General features: G+C 68.3%; 12 protein-coding genes, 1 pseudogene and 1 riboswitch. Of the genes and pseudogenes, 8 read left to right on the plus strand and 5 right to left on the minus strand.

Translation table 11 applies throughout. The features are described 5' to 3' along the window. Nucleotides 1–13 precede the first annotated feature (13 nt). From ACIBK0_RS22235 to ACIBK0_RS22250, 4 genes are all read left to right on the plus strand, one after another. Nucleotides 14–583: a 2Fe-2S iron-sulfur cluster-binding protein gene (locus ACIBK0_RS22235; RefSeq protein ID WP_399082458.1), complete on the plus strand. Its 570-nt coding sequence runs from the start codon at nt 14–16 to the stop codon at nt 581–583. Further along, the gene (locus tag ACIBK0_RS22240; RefSeq protein ID WP_399082461.1) at nt 580–1,563 is read left to right on the plus strand and encodes an FAD binding domain-containing protein; all 984 of its coding nucleotides are present in this window, start codon (nt 580–582) and stop codon (nt 1,561–1,563) included. The genes ACIBK0_RS22235 and ACIBK0_RS22240 overlap by 4 nt, the downstream gene beginning before the upstream one ends. A 9-nt stretch (nt 1,564–1,572) precedes the next feature. Then, entirely contained in the window at nt 1,573–3,798 is a 2,226-nt protein-coding gene (locus ACIBK0_RS22245; RefSeq protein ID WP_399082464.1) for a xanthine dehydrogenase family protein molybdopterin-binding subunit, read from the plus strand. Nucleotides 3,799–4,036: 238 nt separating this feature from the next. Further along, nucleotides 4,037–4,123: riboswitch (ZMP/ZTP riboswitch) on the plus strand. Nucleotides 4,124–4,146: 23 nt separating this feature from the next. Then, nucleotides 4,147–4,995: a bifunctional 5,10-methylenetetrahydrofolate dehydrogenase/5,10-methenyltetrahydrofolate cyclohydrolase gene (locus ACIBK0_RS22250; protein ID WP_399082467.1), complete on the plus strand. Its 849-nt coding sequence runs from the start codon at nt 4,147–4,149 to the stop codon at nt 4,993–4,995. Nucleotides 4,996–5,023: 28 nt separating this feature from the next. Here the strand turns inward: ACIBK0_RS22250 and ACIBK0_RS22255 are convergent, their stop codons facing one another. Both ACIBK0_RS22255 and ACIBK0_RS22260 read right to left on the minus strand, forming a co-directional pair. Further along, on the minus strand, nt 5,024–5,998 hold the full coding sequence (locus ACIBK0_RS22255) for a CU044_5270 family protein (protein ID WP_399082470.1): 975 nt from the start codon (nt 5,996–5,998) through the stop codon (nt 5,024–5,026). Then, entirely contained in the window at nt 5,991–6,554 is a 564-nt protein-coding gene (locus tag ACIBK0_RS22260; protein ID WP_399082473.1) for an RNA polymerase sigma factor, read from the minus strand. Before ACIBK0_RS22260 ends, ACIBK0_RS22255 begins: the two co-directional genes overlap by 8 nt. A 105-nt stretch (nt 6,555–6,659) precedes the next feature. Between ACIBK0_RS22260 and ctaD the strand changes: the two genes are divergently transcribed. The 3 genes and pseudogenes from ctaD to ACIBK0_RS22275 all read left to right on the plus strand — a co-directional run. After that, nucleotides 6,660–8,345, plus strand: coding sequence for a cytochrome c oxidase subunit I (gene ctaD / locus ACIBK0_RS22265; RefSeq protein WP_399082631.1), 1,686 nt, complete (start codon nt 6,660–6,662; stop codon nt 8,343–8,345). Continuing rightward, a complete protein-coding gene (locus ACIBK0_RS22270; protein WP_399082476.1) occupies nt 8,342–8,704 on the plus strand; it encodes a hypothetical protein in 363 nt (120 codons plus the stop codon). Before ctaD ends, ACIBK0_RS22270 begins: the two co-directional genes overlap by 4 nt. A 157-nt stretch (nt 8,705–8,861) precedes the next feature. Then, nucleotides 8,862–9,287, plus strand: a pseudogene (locus ACIBK0_RS22275) (glycosyltransferase); the annotation flags it as partial. Nucleotides 9,288–9,638: 351 nt separating this feature from the next. Here ACIBK0_RS22275 and ACIBK0_RS22280 read toward each other — a convergent pair. After that, entirely contained in the window at nt 9,639–10,319 is a 681-nt protein-coding gene (locus tag ACIBK0_RS22280; RefSeq protein ID WP_399082479.1) for a TetR/AcrR family transcriptional regulator, read from the minus strand. Nucleotides 10,320–10,514: 195 nt separating this feature from the next. Here ACIBK0_RS22280 and ACIBK0_RS22285 point away from each other — a divergent pair, with 195 nt between their 5' ends. Continuing rightward, complete coding sequence (locus tag ACIBK0_RS22285) at nt 10,515–11,783, plus strand: YncE family protein (RefSeq protein ID WP_399082482.1); 1,269 nt, start codon at nt 10,515–10,517, stop codon at nt 11,781–11,783. On the opposite strand, the gene ACIBK0_RS22290 is transcribed toward ACIBK0_RS22285, so the two are convergent. Together ACIBK0_RS22290 and ACIBK0_RS22295 are read right to left on the minus strand one after the other, a co-directional pair. After that, complete coding sequence (locus tag ACIBK0_RS22290) at nt 11,776–13,644, minus strand: cellulase family glycosylhydrolase (protein ID WP_399082485.1); 1,869 nt, start codon at nt 13,642–13,644, stop codon at nt 11,776–11,778. The two genes, ACIBK0_RS22285 and ACIBK0_RS22290, sit on opposite strands and share 8 nt — an antisense overlap. A gap of 105 nt (nt 13,645–13,749) precedes the next feature. Beyond that, nucleotides 13,750–15,744, minus strand: a complete 1,995-nt coding sequence (locus tag ACIBK0_RS22295) for a GTP-binding protein (RefSeq protein WP_399082488.1) — start codon at nt 15,742–15,744, stop codon at nt 13,750–13,752. Nucleotides 15,745–15,763 lie beyond the last annotated feature (19 nt).

A 15,763-nucleotide genomic window follows, 5' to 3' on the forward strand; every position in this document is an offset into this window, starting at 1 on the left:
AAGGCGGGCGTCGATGAGCGCTTCAGACACGGGCGCCGCGGGCCGGAGCCAGGGCGAGACGGCCCAATTCTCGGTGATCGCGTTGAGCGTCAACGATCAGGTGCGGCGGCTCGAGGTGGATCCACGGACTTCACTGCTCGACGCGCTACGTGAGCATCTGCGCCTGAGCGGGACCAAGAAGGGGTGTGATCACGGGCAGTGCGGCGCCTGCACAGTGCTGATCAACGGCCGGCGCGTCAACTCCTGTTTGACGCTGGCTGTGATGCATGAGGACGACGAGATCGTGACGATCGAAGGCCTGGGCGATCCCGATGCCCAGCACCCCATGCAACGTGCCTTCGTTGAGCGTGACGGCTTCCAATGCGGCTACTGCACTCCCGGCCAGATCTGTTCGGCTGTCGGCATGCTCGCCGAGGTGGAGGCAGGTTGGCCGAGCCACGCCACCGCCGACGTGTCCTCGTCGCGCATCGCGTTGACCGATGAGGAGATCCGCGAGCGGATGAGCGGCAACATCTGTCGGTGCGCCGCCTATCCGAACATCGTCGCGGCGATCCGCGGCATCGCGAGGGGAGGCCTGGAATGAGGTCCTTCACGTACGAGCGAGCGACGGACGCACAGGCCGCTGTCACCGCGGTGTCCAGAACCGGCGCCAAGTTCATCAGTGGCGGCACCAATCTGCTCGACCTGATGAAGCTCGACATCGAGCATCCCAGCCATCTGGTCGACATCAGTCGACTTCCGTTGCGGGACATCGACGAGCTCCCGGACGGCGGACTGCGCATCGGCGCCCAGGCGGCGAATTCCGACGTGGCCGCCGATGCCCGAGTGCGTACCCGCTATCCGGTTCTGTCGCAGGCGCTGGTGGCCGGCGCCTCGGGCCAACTGCGCAACAAGGCGTCCACCGGGGGAAATCTGTTGCAGCGCACTCGCTGCCCCTACTTCTACGACACCGCTGCGGGCTGCAACAAGCGGAATCCCGGGTCCGGATGCTCGGCGATCGGCGGGTTCAACCGGATACACGCGATCCTCGGCGCCAGCGACTCCTGCATCGCTACCCATCCTTCGGACATGGCCGTCGCGATGACCGTGCTGGAGGCGGAGATCGAACTGCTCGACGCCGACGAGTCGGTACGCCGCGTCGTCATCACGGACTTCTACCGGCTGCCGGGCGATACGCCGCACATCGAGACCGTGCTGCGGCCCGGCGAGATGATCACGGGCGTGATCCTGCCCCCGCCCCCGCCGGGCCGGCAGATCTACCGCAAGGTGCGCGATCGGGCGTCCTACGAGTTCGCACTGGTCTCCGTGGCGGCTGTCGTCTCGGCCGATCAGGGAACGATAGGTGAGGCGCGGGTGGCGTTCGGCGGTGTGGCGCACAAGCCGTGGCGGTCCTTCGAGGCGGAGGCCGCCTTGACCGGCCGTCCGGCCACGATGGCCACCTATCGCGCCGCCGCTGAGGCGGCGATGCGCGACGCCGTCGGGCAGGGGCACAACGACTTCAAGATCGAGCTGGCCAAGCGCACGCTGTGCCGAACGCTCGCACAAGCGGCCCAGTCGAGCTGAGGAGGCGACATGATCGGGCAAGCCTTGAACCGCGTCGACGGCCCGTTGAAGGTCGCCGGCCGAGCCACCTTCGCCTACGAGCACTGGGAGGCCGGCCAACCGCTCTACGGGTTCATCGTCGGCGCAACGATCGGCAAAGGCCGCATCACCCGGATCGACACCGAGAACGCCGAACGCGCTCCCGGCGTACGCATGGTGATGACCCATCTCAATGCCCCGGCGCAGGGCCCCCGCGACGAGTCCATTCCGTTCGAATACTGGCGCGCCCAGCCGGTGCTGACCGGCCCGGACATTCACCATTACGGCGAGCCGGTGGCACTCGTCGTCGCCACGACCTTCGAGCAGGCCCGAGCGGCGGCCGATCTCGTCGACGTCGAATACGTGAGCGGGCGGGGGCGTTTCGACTTCGCGGACGAAGACGAGACATATATCCCGAAAGTAGTCAATGCGGGACTCCCCACCGACACCGAGGTGGGCGATTTCGATGCCGGATTCAGCAACGCAGAGGTCAGAGTCGACGAGCAGTACACGACGCCGTACGAGTTCTCCATGCCGATGGAACCGAACGCGTGCCTGGTGGAGCCGCGTGGCGAGGACCTCGTCGTCTACGTCAGCTGCCAGATCGTCGATGCCGCTCAGACCTCGGTCGCCAGCACGCTTCGCATCGACCCGGCGCGGATTCACATCGTCACCCCCTTCGTCGGCGGGGGTTTCGGCTCCAAGCTGGGCATCCATTCCGAGACGATCCTCGCAGCGCTCGCCGCCCGCGAGTTGAGCCAACCGGTCAAGGTCGCGCTGACCCGGCAGCAGATCTTCCAGCTCGTCGGTATGCGCCCCATTTCCAGCCAGCGCGTTCGGCTGGGCGCGGGGCGCGATGGACGGCTGGCTGCGCTCGCCCACGAGGTCACCATGCACACCAACCCCGACGTCGAGTACGCCGAGCAGACCGCCGCCACGACCCGCAGCCTCTACGCCGCGCCCCACCGGTTGACGAGCCACCGGCTGACGCCCCTCGACCTGCCGCGCGGGACAGACGTCCGCGCGCCGGGCGAAGCGCCGGGCATGCTGGCGGTGGAGTCGGCGATGGACGAGTTGGCACACGTGCTGGGGATGGACCCGGTGGAGCTGCGGATCCGCAACGAGCCCACCGTCGATCCCGAGCGGGACGTGCCGTACAGCGACCGGCACCTGGTCGACTGCCTGCGCGAAGGCGCGCGCCGGTTCGGCTGGGAACGCCGCCCCGCCACCCCGGCGAGTATGCGCGAGGGACAGTGGTTGATCGGCTACGGCATGGCCGCCGCCATCCGTGGGCATTTCCAAGGGCCGACAACGGTGCGGGTGCGGTTCGAGGCGGACGGCACCGCCGTCGTCCAGACGGACATGACCGACATCGGCACGGGCACCTACACCGTCCTGACGCAGGTTGCGGCCGACGGGCTTGGACTGCCGCCAGATCGGGTGCGCATTGAGCTCGGGCGATCCGAGTTTCCCACCAGCTGGGGGTCCGGTGGCTCGTGGGGCGCCGCCAACTCGTGCACCGCGGTGGATCGGGCCTGCACGGCCCTGCGCGAGCAGTTGCTGTCCGCTGCGCGCGGCGACGCGCGCTCCCCGCTGCACGGCCGGGACACGGCGGACGCCGTGTTCACCGATGGCAACGTGCGCATCGGTGACGCGTCCGAGGCGCTGAGCGAGATCGTCCGACGCAACCACCCCGAAGGCGTGCAGGCGGTGGGCGAGACCTGCTTCATGGGCGATGATCCGAACTACACGGCCTACTCGATCCACTGCTACGGGGCCCATTTCGCTGAGGTGGGGGTCGACGCGGACACCGCCGAGATCCGTCTGCGGCGGATGCTTGGCGTGTTCTCGGTGGGCCGCGTGCTCAACGCGAAGACGGCCCGCTCACAGCTGATCGGCGGCATGATCTGGGGAGCCGGCGCGGCCCTCGAGGAAGAGGCCGTCGTCGACCCGCGATCCGGCGCCTTCGTCAACCGGGATCTCGCCCAATACCTGGTGCCGGTTCACGCCGACGTTCCCGACGTCGACGCCGTCGTCCTCGACGGGTACGACGACAAGGCCAACGTGCTGGGCGCGAAGGGCGTCGGTGAGGTGGGCATCTGCGGGGCCGGTGCGGCGGTCGCGAACGCGGTGTTCAACGCCACCGGCGTGCGCGTGCGCGACTTCCCCATCACCCTGGAGAAGCTTTTGCCCGGTCTACCACCGATGGACGCCTGAGTCTGTGACGCCGGTGCCATTTACCGACCCGTAGGCGTGAGCCGACGGTGTCCGGACACCCATCGCCGTCGGGGCGAGCGACGAAGGCCCGGTCATGGAACCGCGGGCCCTTCGCCCGGCCCGCTGACCGAGTACCGCTGTCGACCGGCCCAGGGAGAGCGCCAGACCCGGGCCGGCCAGGCCATGGTGTGTTCGGTGATCCAGCGGTGCCGACCGTTGATCGCACAAGCTACGCTGGTCGGTGGGCCGTGACTGGCGCTGAGGTGGAGTACCACCGGGGAGCGGTCTGACGAACGGGTCTTTGCCGCGCGCCTGGGCGATTGTGTCAACAACGCTCAGGAGGAGCACATGTCCCAGGCCCAGCTCATGGACGGCGCCGGTCTCGCGCGGCGCATCGTCGAGGAGACCGCCAAGCGTGCGGCCGACCTCAAGGACCGTACGGGCGCGGCTCCATGTCTGGCGACGGTGCTGGTCGGCGAGGATCCCGCCTCGGTCACCTATGTGCGGATGAAGCAGAACCGCAGCCGCAAGGCGGGTATCGAGTCGCGGCACGTCGCCCTGCCCGCCCACACCACGACGGCCGAACTGGTCGCCACGCTCGATGCGCTGTCCGGCGACCCGACCGTGCACGGCATCCTGCTCCAGCACCCGGTCGGACCGCACATCGACGAGCGCGCGGCGTTCGAGGCCATCGCGCCGGAGAAGGACGTCGACGGTGTGACGCTGAGTTCCTATGCGGCGATGAGCTTCGGCCTGCCGGGCTTCGTGTCCTGCACGCCCGGCGGCATCATGCGGCTCCTCGACGAGTACGACATGGACCCGGCCGGCAAGCGGGCCGTCGTCGTGGGCCGCAGCGCGATCCTCGGCAAGCCGGTCGGCATGCTGCTGCTCGGGCGCGACGCGACGGTGACCTACTGCCATTCGCGTACGGAGGGTCTGTCCGCTGTGGTGCGCGAGGCGGACATCGTGGTGGCCGCCGTGGGGCGCCCCCGGCTGATCCGCGGTGAGGACATCAAGCCGGGAGCCGTCGTGATCGACGCGGGCTACAACTTCGGGAACGTCGGTGACGTCGACTTCGACTCCGCCGTCACCCGGGCCGGTCTGATCACCCCCGTGCCGGGTGGCGTCGGCCCGATGACGATCGCGGTCCTGCTGGAGCAGACGGTGACCGGGGCCGAGCGCCAACTCGGCTTCTGAGCACACACTTCGAGGACTTCGGGGTCGATCAGCGCATCCACGCGCGGTACGACATCACGTCGCCGGCCTTGACGCCGTACTCGGGATCGGCCTTGGTGACCGTGTCCTCAAGGCCGAGAACAGCGCCGGTCGCCGGGTCCAGGATCAGCATCCGGCGGCCGGAGTGGGCCTTGTCGTCGTACATGTACGCCTGTCCCGTGCGGCCCAGCCGGTCGGTGACCGCTCCGACCGGGCGCAGCCCCTTCGCGTCGGCGAGGATACGGGCCAGCGCGGCGCTCTCGCGGGCACCGAGCGTCCAGTTGTCCAGCAATTCGGCGACGGCGTCCAGGAGTTGCGTCGTGTCCATCACCTCGATCGGGTCGATCTCCTCGAGGTAGGCGCGCAGCCGCACGGCGTCGTGCGGCGGTCGCGCCTGGGGCGGCGCGTCGCTCCAGCTCGGCGGGTAAGCCTGCCTGCTCAGCACATGGCCGTCCTCGACCGTGCCCGGGACGGAGTCGGCGTCGGTGATGACCGGCTTGCCGGGATGGCGCGGGTCGGTCGCCACGACGAGTTCGGTGTGACTGCCGTCGGCCTCCCAGCGGACGACGCGTTCCTCGGGGAGCGTGATCGGCGGCCGGGCCCCGGGTCCCGAGGTCATGCTCAGGCTCCACGTCTGGACGTGGGTGCCCTGGCGCAGCGGGAGCGAGCTGTCGGATGCCACCGCGCGGTCGGCGAGCCGGTCCAGGGGGACGGGGGTGGAGCCCGCCTCGATGACCAGCGGGCGCGGGGCGGCCACGGCGGGGGCGGTGGCCGGTCCCGACAGCGTGAGCACGAGGACGACCACGCTGACGGCCGCCGCGGTCCCGACGCTCCAGAGCCAGCGGCGCAGCGGGCGGGGGCGCGCGCCGTGCAGCAGGTGGTTGAGGCGCCGCTCGGCGTGCTGGTCCAGTGGGCGGTCGTGAAAACGGGGGTCGGCGGACGGCACCGGGTTGGCGCGGCGCAGCAGTTCGAGTTCGTCAGCCATGGCCGTGCTCCTTCGAGGTGTCGCGGCGGGGCGCTTCGCTGCCGGCGGCCACGGTGATCTGCAGGCGGTCGATCTCGGCTCTGAGGCGGCGGCGGGCGCGGTGCATACGCATCGCCGCGGCGCGGTTGCCACAGCCGAGGGCGACGGCGACCTCGTCGACGCCGAGCTCCTCCCAGGCCGTCAGCCGCAGTACTTCCTGGTCGGCCGGGGAGAGCCGGGCCAGCGCCTCGTGCACCCAGTCGCCCGGCGACTCGGAGTCGGGGCCCGCCACCACCTGCTTGCCGTGCGCACTCTCGTCGTTTCCGAGCCGGTCGACGAGCCTGCGGCGACGCCCGTAGCCGCGTACGGCATTGGCCAGACAGTGGCGCGCCACCCCGTACAGCCAGGGAAGGGGGGACGGCGGGAGGTCGGACCGGCGCCGCCAGGCGACGGTGAAGACATCCGCCACCACCTCCTCGACATCACTGCTCCGGCCGTCCAGTCGCCGCGCAACGTAGCGGCTGACCGCCCAGTAGTGCTCGCGATAGGCAGCGGCGAAGTTCTCGTCGTTGCTCATAATCCGTAGGTGTCCGGCAGGTACGTGATCGTCACACCCGCCGATGTGACGCTCGTCGCTTCGCTCCAGTGTGACGGTGGCGCGGGCGCCGGACACAGGCGGGGCATGGAGAGCAACACTGTTACGGCGCTGCCCGCACCCCCTTCCGTGCGTGCCCGGCGTCCTGGACTCGCCGCGGTGAAGTGGCTGACCACCACCGACCACAAGACGATCGGCACGCTGTATCTGGTCACGTCGTTCGGGTTCTTCTGCGTCGGCGGGGTGATGGCGCTGCTGATGCGCGCCGAACTGGCCCGGCCCGGACTGCAGATCATGTCGAACGAGCAGTTCAACCAGGCGTTCACGATGCACGGCACCGTGATGCTCCTGATGTTCGCGACCCCGCTCTTCGCCGGTTTCGCGAACTGGATCATGCCGCTGCAGATCGGCGCGCCCGATGTGGCGTTCCCACGGCTCAACATGCTGGCCTACTGGCTCTATCTCTTCGGCTCGTTGATTGCCGTCGGCGGTTTTCTGACTCCTCAGGGCGCCGCTGATTTCGGATGGTTCGCCTATGCACCCCTGTCCGACGCGGTGCATTCGCCCGGCATCGGGGCCGACATGTGGATCATGGGTCTGGCCTTCTCCGGCTTCGGATCGATCCTCGGCTCGGTCAACTTCATCACCACCATCATCTGCATGCGTGCTCCCGGCATGACGATGTTCCGCATGCCGATCTTCGTGTGGAACGTGCTGCTGACCGGTGTGCTGGTCCTGCTGGCCTTCCCGGTCCTCGCCGCCGCGCTGTTCGCCCTGGAGGCGGACCGCAAGTTCGGTGGGCACATCTTCGACGCGTCCCATGGTGGCGCGCTGCTGTGGCAACACCTCTTCTGGTTCTTCGGGCATCCGGAGGTGTACATCATCGCGCTGCCGTTCTTCGGAATCATCAGTGAGGTCATCCCGGTCTTCTCGCGCAAGCCGATGTTCGGCTACATGGGGCTGATCGGCGCAACGATCGCGATCGCGGGGCTTTCGGTGACCGTGTGGGCCCATCACATGTACGTCACCGGTGGCGTATTGCTCCCGTTCTTCTCCTTCATGACGTTCCTGATCGCCGTGCCGACGGGTGTGAAGTTCTTCAACTGGATCGGCACGATGTGGCAGGGGTCCCTGTCCTTCGAGACACCGATGCTGTGGGCCACCGGCTTCCTGGTCACCTTCGTCTTCGGCGGACTGACCGGCGTGATGCTCGCCTCGCCGCCGATGGACTTCCCCGTCTCGGACTCGTACTTCGTGGTGGCACACTTCCACTACGTGATCTTCGGTACGGTCGTCTTCGCGATGTTCTCCGGATTCCACTTCTGGTGGCCCAAGTTCACCGGCAGGATGCTCGACGAACGCCTCGGCAAGATCACCTTCTGGACCCTGTTCACCGGCTTCCACGGCACCTTCCTCGTCCAGCACTGGCTGGGCGCCAATGGAATGCAGCGCCGGATTCCCGACTACCTGGCAGTGGAAGGCCTCACGACCCTCAACACGGTGTCGACCATTTCCTCCTTCCTGCTCGGCCTCTCGTTCCTGCCGTTCTTCTACAACATCTGGAAGACAGCCAAGTACGGCGAGAAGATCGAGGTCGACGACCCATGGGGGTACGGCCGTTCGCTGGAGTGGGCCACCTCTTGCCCGCCGCCGCGGCACAACTTCCTCACCCTCCCGCGCATCCGGTCGGAGTCCCCGGCCTTCGACCTGCATCACCCCGAAATCACTGCCTCGGGCGTGCAGTTGGAGACAACGGTGAAGGAACTCCGATGACCGCCATGGACGACCGCCCGCCGGAGGCGGGTGCGCTGATCAGCGAGCTCGAAGGCCACCTGCTCATCGCGGCCGCCCGCGCCGAGGGACGTGCCGAAGCCGTCCGCTTCACCCGCTCGCTGACCTGGCTGACGGACACCCAGCGGGAGGAGGTGGAGGCGCGCTATCAGGAGACCTACCTCGCGCTCACCCGGCGTTCCTGGGAGCGCACCGCGCAGCGCGGCAGGGAACTGCGGGTCGAATACGAGGAGAGATACCGCTCGCTGCGACGGCGGCTGTGCGCAGGAGTTCTTCTTTGCGCCGCGCTCGCACTGATGGCGGTCGTGCTCGCGACTGTGCCGAACGGCTGGGGCGTGTAAAGATCTACCGGTCCGGGCCCCGCCGCGACGGCGACTCCCACAGGTTGATCACGATGCGATCTGCGCTCTGGAGCCACCCCCAATACGGCAACGACTTCGTGGTGTCCTCGTCACATGGAACGGCTGATCCGGCACCGCCGGTTTCAGGACCAGGCGACGCGCCCTACGGGCGAGCGGGCTGCGCGGGGTGATCCAGCGGGGGTGGAGCGAGCTGCGGGCCACCGGGGACGACATGTTCACGGTCGGCGAGATGCCGCACTCAGTGCTCTTTCCCCGGATGGCGGCGGTCGTTCATCACGCGGGAGCGGGGACGACGGCGGCGGGATTGCGGGCGGGTGTGCCGGCCGTGCCGGTGCCGGTCCAGTTCGACGAGGGCTTCTGGGCCGCGCGGCTCGTCGCGCTCGGTATCGCGCCCGGGGCCGTACCCCTGCGCGGACTCGGCACCGCCCGGCTGGCGTCGGCTCTCGTGAGGGTGACGAGGGATCCGTCGTATCGGCTGCGCGCGCAGGCGCTGGCGGCTCGCATCCGTGCCGAGGACGGGGTGGGGCCGGTCCTCGACACGGTGCACCGGCTGACGGCCTGAGGTACGTGAGGTCTTTCGCCCCCCTGTCCGCCCTACGGCCCCTGACGGCCTCGTCCTCCAAGGCCGGACGGGCCGACATCCGCGGGCCTGAGATCGAGCGGTGGTGAGGGAAGCCCGAGCCGATGAGGTTCGCGGCATGTCGTGCACCGCCCACGCCCACCGATCCGCCTCGCCGGACGCGAGGGGTCTCCGCAGCCGGTCGCGAAGACCCTGGAGGAGCACGTCGACGGGCATGCCCCGGGCGAGGACCACATTCACCTCGTGGCCGGGGAAGGAGTCCTGCATCCGGTTGGTCATGCCGGGCACCCTGGATGCGGGTCTGACAGTCGGCCGCTGCCCGGACGCCCGCCGTCAGGGCGCCCCGCCCCTCCCCGCCGGACACCACCCCGCCGGTCGCAGAATGCCCAACAGCTGCCGCACCAGCTCCTCCACCACCTCGTCGAGGGTCGCGTCCACCCACCCGGCCCGCCAGTCGTGGAGCAGACCGTTCACGCTGCCGATGAACGCGGTCGCGGCGATCCGGTAGTCGCGCGGCGCCGCCTCGCCGAGTGCCGCCGCCGCAGCCGCCTCCGCGCAGATGAAGTCCACCCAGCGAGCCCGACGCGCCAGGCGTTGCTCCTCCAACCGGGGGCTCACGCCGATGATTTCGACGAAGGTGATGCGGATCCGCCGCGGATCGCTCGTCACGTTCGCGGCATAGGCATGGAAGATCGCGGTGGCGCGCTCGGCGAGCGGCAGGTCTCGCTCCCGCGCGTCGGCGAGCGCCGCGAGGGCGGCGTCCTCGGCCCAGTCGTTGACCTGGAGGTGCAGCGCGGCCAGCACGTCCTCAAGAGTCCGGAACTCCTCGTAGAACTGCCGCGTCGACAGCCCCGCCGCCTCACTCAACGCCGCGACGGTCGTGGACCGGAACCCGGGGCTGTCACCGAAGAGTTGGAGCGCGGCGTCCAGGAAGCGTACGCGACGCTCGGCCTGCCGCTCCTCGGCGGTCCTGCCCCCGTAACGGCCGGTCGGCTGTTTGAGCCTGCCCGCCACACGTTCCTCCCTTGCCGGTCCGACGAACTGTTCGACTCTCCGACGATTTTGTCGTGTACGGACCCTTGTGGAGAGGGGCACCCCCTCCTTACTTTCCAGTAAGTCCACTCTGAACGCGGCCGTGTTCAGATTTTCGGCGCCATTGCTTGTCATGCCCTCGACACTCGCACCCCCCGCCTACGACAAGGACCCACCATGTCTGTCCGACCCACCAGGTCCGCTCTCAGACCCAGACATCTCTGTTCCCTCGCCGCCGCCCTCGCCCTCACCCTCGGCGGCACGGCGACCGCCGCCGGCGCGCAGGCCTCCGCCGGCGAGCTGCGCGAGGTGATGTTCGTGGGCAACAACTGGGACGGCACCGCGGACGTCATCAAGTCCACCGGTGACTTCGCCAAGATCGGCCGGATCAACGTCATCCCCGACAAGGACGAACGGCTCGCCGCGATCAACGCCGATCCGATCAAGTGGGCCTACTTCATGGCCATTCGCAACGGGGTCGGCGAGGGCCACGACCAGTTCGTCGACGACATGTACTCCACGCCCGACGGCGACTCCGTGGTCGTGTCCCGTCCGAGTTTCGCGGACGTCGTCTCCATCGACCTCGCCACCGGACACATCAACTGGCGCTTCCCCGTGTCCGGTTACCGCTCCGACCACATGGCCGTGTCTCCCGACGGCACGCGCGTCGCCGTCTCGGCCTCGACCGCGAACACGGTGCACGTCCTGGACATCCGAACCGGCAAGCAGCTCGGCTCCTTCGCCACCGGCGACAAGCCGCACGAGAACATCTTCACCCGCGACGGCAAATACATCTGGAACATGGCGATCGGTGACGTCAACACCGCTCTCGACGACCCATGGCTGGACTGGACGAAGGGCGACCGGCGCATCACCGTCGTCGACGCGACCACCTTCAAGCAGGTCAAGGTGATCGACATGCGGCAGCGGCTCGACGCGATCGGCCTCACGGACTACTCCGACGCGGTCCGGCCCGCCGTCTTCAGCCCCGACGAGTCCAAGCTGTACTTCCAGGTGTCGTTCTTCAACGGCTTCCTCGAGTACGACGTCGCCTCCGACAAGATCACCCGGGTCAAGACCCTGCCGAAGAATCCCGCGACCAGCACCGACCGCACCACCTGGGTCAACGACTCGCGCCATCACGGTATTTCGATGAACCCGGCCGGAACGAAGCTGTGCATCGCCGGGACCATGGACGACTACGCGACCGTCGTCGACCGGGCCACCCTGCAGGAAGGACCGCTCGTCACCGCCTCGAAGCCGTACTGGGCGACCGTCAGCGGCGACGGCAAGGACTGCATCGTCTCCGAGAGCGGCGCCGACCAGGTCACCGCCATCGACTTCGCCACCGGGCAGAAGACGGTGTCGGTGCCGGTCGGCGACCACCCTCAGCGGGTTCGCCTCGGCCATGTGGAGTCGAACTGGTCGGGTCCCTCGGCTAGTTGACCGCAGCCGCGGCCCACGACGCCAGTTCGGTCCGGGCCGCGCTCAACAGATCGGCGGGCGTCGCCGTCGCCCCGTTCGTGACCAGCGCGTAGTGCAGAGTCGCCGAGCCCGGTGCGGTGAGCAGCAGACGGCGGCTACCGGTGCCGCCCGGCTCGGGGGCGACCCCGATCGGGGTGGTCGTGGTGTAGGAAGGCGGGGAGATGGTCACGCCGAGGTCGGACACCACGGTCGTGTCCGAGGTCGGAAAGGACGCCGGCAGGTGGAGTTCCGTGGGGGCCGCGCCGCCGTCCGAGCGCCACAGCAGCAGCCCGTACTGGCCCGATCCCACCAGCTGGGAGACATGCGGCAGGGACGACGGAACCGGGTTCCAGGTCAGGGTGGTGGAGCCGTCGCGGGAGCGGTCCTCGTAGGTGAAGGCGACCGTGGTGCCCGCGGTGGCGCTCGGGTAGAGGCGGTCCAGGAGGCGCGTGTCCTGGCGCAGCACGGCGGTGCCCGAGTCGTCCAGGCGGACGGCGGAGAGGTCCTCGTCGTTCCAGGCGTCGCCTGAGGTCAGGACCTTGTCGGGGTTGTCGTTCATCAGCTCGCGATGACGGCCACTGTAGATGTCCCACTGCCACTGGGTGCCGGAGAGCACGGGTCCGGAGGATGCCGCCCTGGACCACCAACTGGAGCCCGGCAAACGGGAGTCGAGGGCTTGGTACATCGCCTTGACGACCGTGGGGGCCTTGTCGGAGACGGATCCGGACAGCGGGTGGCCGAACTCGCTGACGACAGCCGTCGTCCCCGCCGCCGAGGCCCGGTCGCGTACCGTCCCGAAGTCGGTGGCGTACTGACCGTCCCCCGCCTTGCCCCACATGAGGATGCCCGAGATCGCCTTCTGGTCGTAGAAGTGGGTGTTGAACACATAGCGCGAGCCCAGCGTGCCCGGGTCCAGCAGGCCGCCGTCCTGCTTCTGGGAGGCGATGTTGGCGTTCCAGAAGAGGTTCGGTTCCACGAAGGCGGGCTTGTCCTGCCAGCCTGCCGCGTCCATGCGGGCCCGGAACTTCACATAGAAGGGCCAGAGGACGTCTCGCTCCCACGTGCGGCTGTTCTGCCCGGAGTCGTACGTGCCCGCGTACGGCTCATTGAAGGGATCGAAGCCGACGACGCCCGCGAATTCGGCGGTGGTGAGGTGCTGTTTGACGTAGGCCATGGTGGCCTGTGCCGTGTCGAGGAAGGCGCCCTGGACACCATGAGCGTTGTGCCAGAAGTCGTACGACGCCTGCTTGACGGCCCCGTTCTGGGTGATGTTCTGCCCCCAGAAGAGACAGATCCCGCACGACTCCTGGGGGTAATTGCCCGCGGCCACGGCCCACTTGGGGGCGCCGTCGCCGCTGTACCAGCTGCCCGTGTTGAAGAGATAACGGGAGTAGAGGTCCTGGTGGAAGTCGGGGAACACACGGATTCCCGCGTCGAGGAAGGCGCGCAACTGGTCGGTGGCCGCGGCGAGATAACTGCTGTCGACCTGTCCGCGCACGGGTTCGGCGTGCGCCCAGGAGAGCAGGAAGCGTACGGAGTTGGCGCCGCCGAGGGCGCGCAGTGCGATAGCGGACTTCTTGGCGTCGGCGACCGAGACGAACGGCAGTCCGGTGTTCTCCTCCAGCTTCGTTTCGCCGGAGACGTTGTAGCCGCGCAGCACGACCTCGCGGCCGAGGCCGTCGGTGAAGCGGCCGTTCGCGACGGTGAGGGTGGCCGACGCCTGGGTGTCGAACCACAGCGAGTCGGGGAGGGGGTCGGCGGCCGCGGGCTGTGCGCCCGTGGCCGTCAGCAGGCCGGTGATCAGCACGAGAACGCCGAGCAGACGCGCACGTAACTTCGACATGTCCACTACAGTCCCGTTCGCATCAGGACGCGTCAACGGTTCTGACTTATGAGTAAGGTTCTACTTCTTCCATCCGTCTCATAGACCTCGTACACCCCATTGGTCTCAACTACCGACCCGTCGCGTCATGTTCAGCAGGTACTCCTTCCGGTCGAGCGGGTTGAGGTCGGTCCGTGGACGGTTCGGGACCTCGCCCCGCATGACCGGCGCGTAGTGGTCGAAGGTGCACTCCAGCTCGCCCTCGCCACGCGTCAATCCCGGTAGCTGTCGCTCCATTTCATGTACCCGGGCGACCGGGATCACGCCTTCCAGCACACACGACACGCCGCGGATCTCCGTGGTCTGCGGCACGGCGCGCTGTTGCGCGAGCACGGGCAGCACCGCCGCGAGCGTGTCCGCCGGGGCCTCCAGGCGGAACCGGTGCATCGGTTCGTACACCTGACTGCCCGCTTCCCGGAGCGCGCTCATCACCACCAGCGGTGTCAGGCCCCGGAAGTCGGCGCCGGTACTGGACATGCTCTTGTCGAAGCCCTGGTGTGCGTGGCTCTGCCGTGGCGAATAGCCGGAGTGGGTCATGGTGACCGTGCAGTCGGTGACCTGCCACCCGTGGATTCCCTGCCCCAGCGCCTCCTTCACGGTGTCCTCGACCGCCTTGAAGAACGCGTACGGCATCGCACCCAGTTCGACCTCCAGCCGGAATTCCACACCGGAATCGAGGGGCGCCGGATCGATGCGCAGTCCGACGGTCGCGAGAAACGGATTGGGGTCCTCCTTGTTGAACTCGACCGCCGCACCGGTGCCCACGGGGCGTTCGATGCACAGGGGTGTCGTCTCGCGGAACACGACGTCGATGGCGAATTCGTCCGCCAGCGTCGCCTGGATGACCTCCTTCTGCACCTCGCCGTAGAGCGATACGGAGATCTCCTTGCGGATCTCGTCGTGCCGGAGATTGATCAGCGGGTCCTGTTCGGCGAGTTGGGTCAGCGCGAGATGCAAGGCGCCCTTGTCGGCCGCATGGCAGGGGACGACGACGGTTTCGAGCGTCGGCGGGGAGAAATGGTGCTCGTCCGCCGACGATTTCCGCGGCACTCCGATGACGTCGCCGATACGGATGTCGTTCAGCCCCCAGAGCTTGCCGATCCGCCCCGCCGTCACCGCCCCCTCCCCCGTGGCCGAGCCCTGGTCGAAGACGCTGATCGCGGTGACCTTGCCCTTCTCGCCCTCGCGGAAGGTCAACCGGTCGCGCGTCCGCAGCGTCCCGGAGAACATCCGCGCGTACGCGATCTTCTCCCCCGCGGATCCGCGCTCGACCTTGAAGACGCCGGCCGAGACCGGGCCGTCGACATCACCCTCCGCCGAGGGCAGCAACTCCTTGATCCCGGAGATCAGTTCCGCGATGCCCGCGCCCGTCATGGCCGAGCCGAAGAACACGGGGTGCACCAGGGCCTCCCGCGTCTGCCGCACGAGAGCGGCGCGGAGCCGGTCGTACGACACTCGGCCCTCGCGGCCCTCGACAAATGCGGCGAGCAGGTCGTCGTCGTGCTCGGCGAGCAGATCGAGAAGAGGCGCCTGGAGGCCGGCGTCGTCGAACGGGGTGAAGCGAGCCTCGCGGATGCCCGGTTCAGCCACCCGTCCCATCGGGACGATCGCCGGGGTGAGTCGCGCGGAGATCGCCTCCAGTACACGGTCGTACCGCGCTCCGCGACGGTCGATCTTGTTCACGAAGACGAGCGTGGGGATCCGCAGCCGCTGGAGTGTCCGCATGAGCACACGGGTCTGCGCCTGTACGCCCTCCACGGCCGAGACGACGAGTACAGCGCCGTCGAGCACGCTGAGCACCCGCTCCACCTCGGCGATGAAGTCGGGGTGGCCGGGGGTGTCGATCAGATTGACGGTGACGTCGTCGATCGCGAAGGAGACGACGGCGGATTTGATCGTGATGCCACGCTGTCGTTCCAGCGCGAGAGAATCGGTCTGGGTGTTTCCGTCGTCGACGCTGCCGATCTCGTCGATGACCCCGACCGAGTGCAGGAGCCGCTCGGTCAGGCTTGTCTTACCGGCGTCTACGTGCGCCAGAATTCCCAGGTTGAGCATATGCACCGGGCGTCATGTCCTTTGA

This window comes from Streptomyces sp. NPDC050564 (assembly GCF_044457265.1).
In the GTDB taxonomy this organism is placed as follows: Bacteria; Actinomycetota; Actinomycetes; order Streptomycetales; family Streptomycetaceae; genus Streptomyces.

Coding starts and splice junctions, on each gene's coding strand:
- ACIBK0_RS22240 (WP_399082461.1), top strand. CDS start 580: ATGAGGTCCTTCACGTACGAGCGAGCGACGGACGCACAGGCCGCTGTC.
- ACIBK0_RS22235 (WP_399082458.1), top strand. CDS start 14: ATGAGCGCTTCAGACACGGGCGCCGCGGGCCGGAGCCAGGGCGAGACG.
- ACIBK0_RS22245 (WP_399082464.1), top strand. CDS start 1,573: ATGATCGGGCAAGCCTTGAACCGCGTCGACGGCCCGTTGAAGGTCGCC.
- ACIBK0_RS22250 (WP_399082467.1), top strand. CDS start 4,147: ATGTCCCAGGCCCAGCTCATGGACGGCGCCGGTCTCGCGCGGCGCATC.
- ACIBK0_RS22270 (WP_399082476.1), top strand. CDS start 8,342: ATGACCGCCATGGACGACCGCCCGCCGGAGGCGGGTGCGCTGATCAGC.
- ACIBK0_RS22255 (WP_399082470.1), bottom strand. CDS start 5,998: ATGGCTGACGAACTCGAACTGCTGCGCCGCGCCAACCCGGTGCCGTCC.
- ACIBK0_RS22290 (WP_399082485.1), bottom strand. CDS start 13,644: ATGTCGAAGTTACGTGCGCGTCTGCTCGGCGTTCTCGTGCTGATCACC.
- ACIBK0_RS22260 (WP_399082473.1), bottom strand. CDS start 6,554: ATGAGCAACGACGAGAACTTCGCCGCTGCCTATCGCGAGCACTACTGG.
- ctaD (WP_399082631.1), top strand. CDS start 6,660: ATGGAGAGCAACACTGTTACGGCGCTGCCCGCACCCCCTTCCGTGCGT.
- ACIBK0_RS22285 (WP_399082482.1), top strand. CDS start 10,515: ATGTCTGTCCGACCCACCAGGTCCGCTCTCAGACCCAGACATCTCTGT.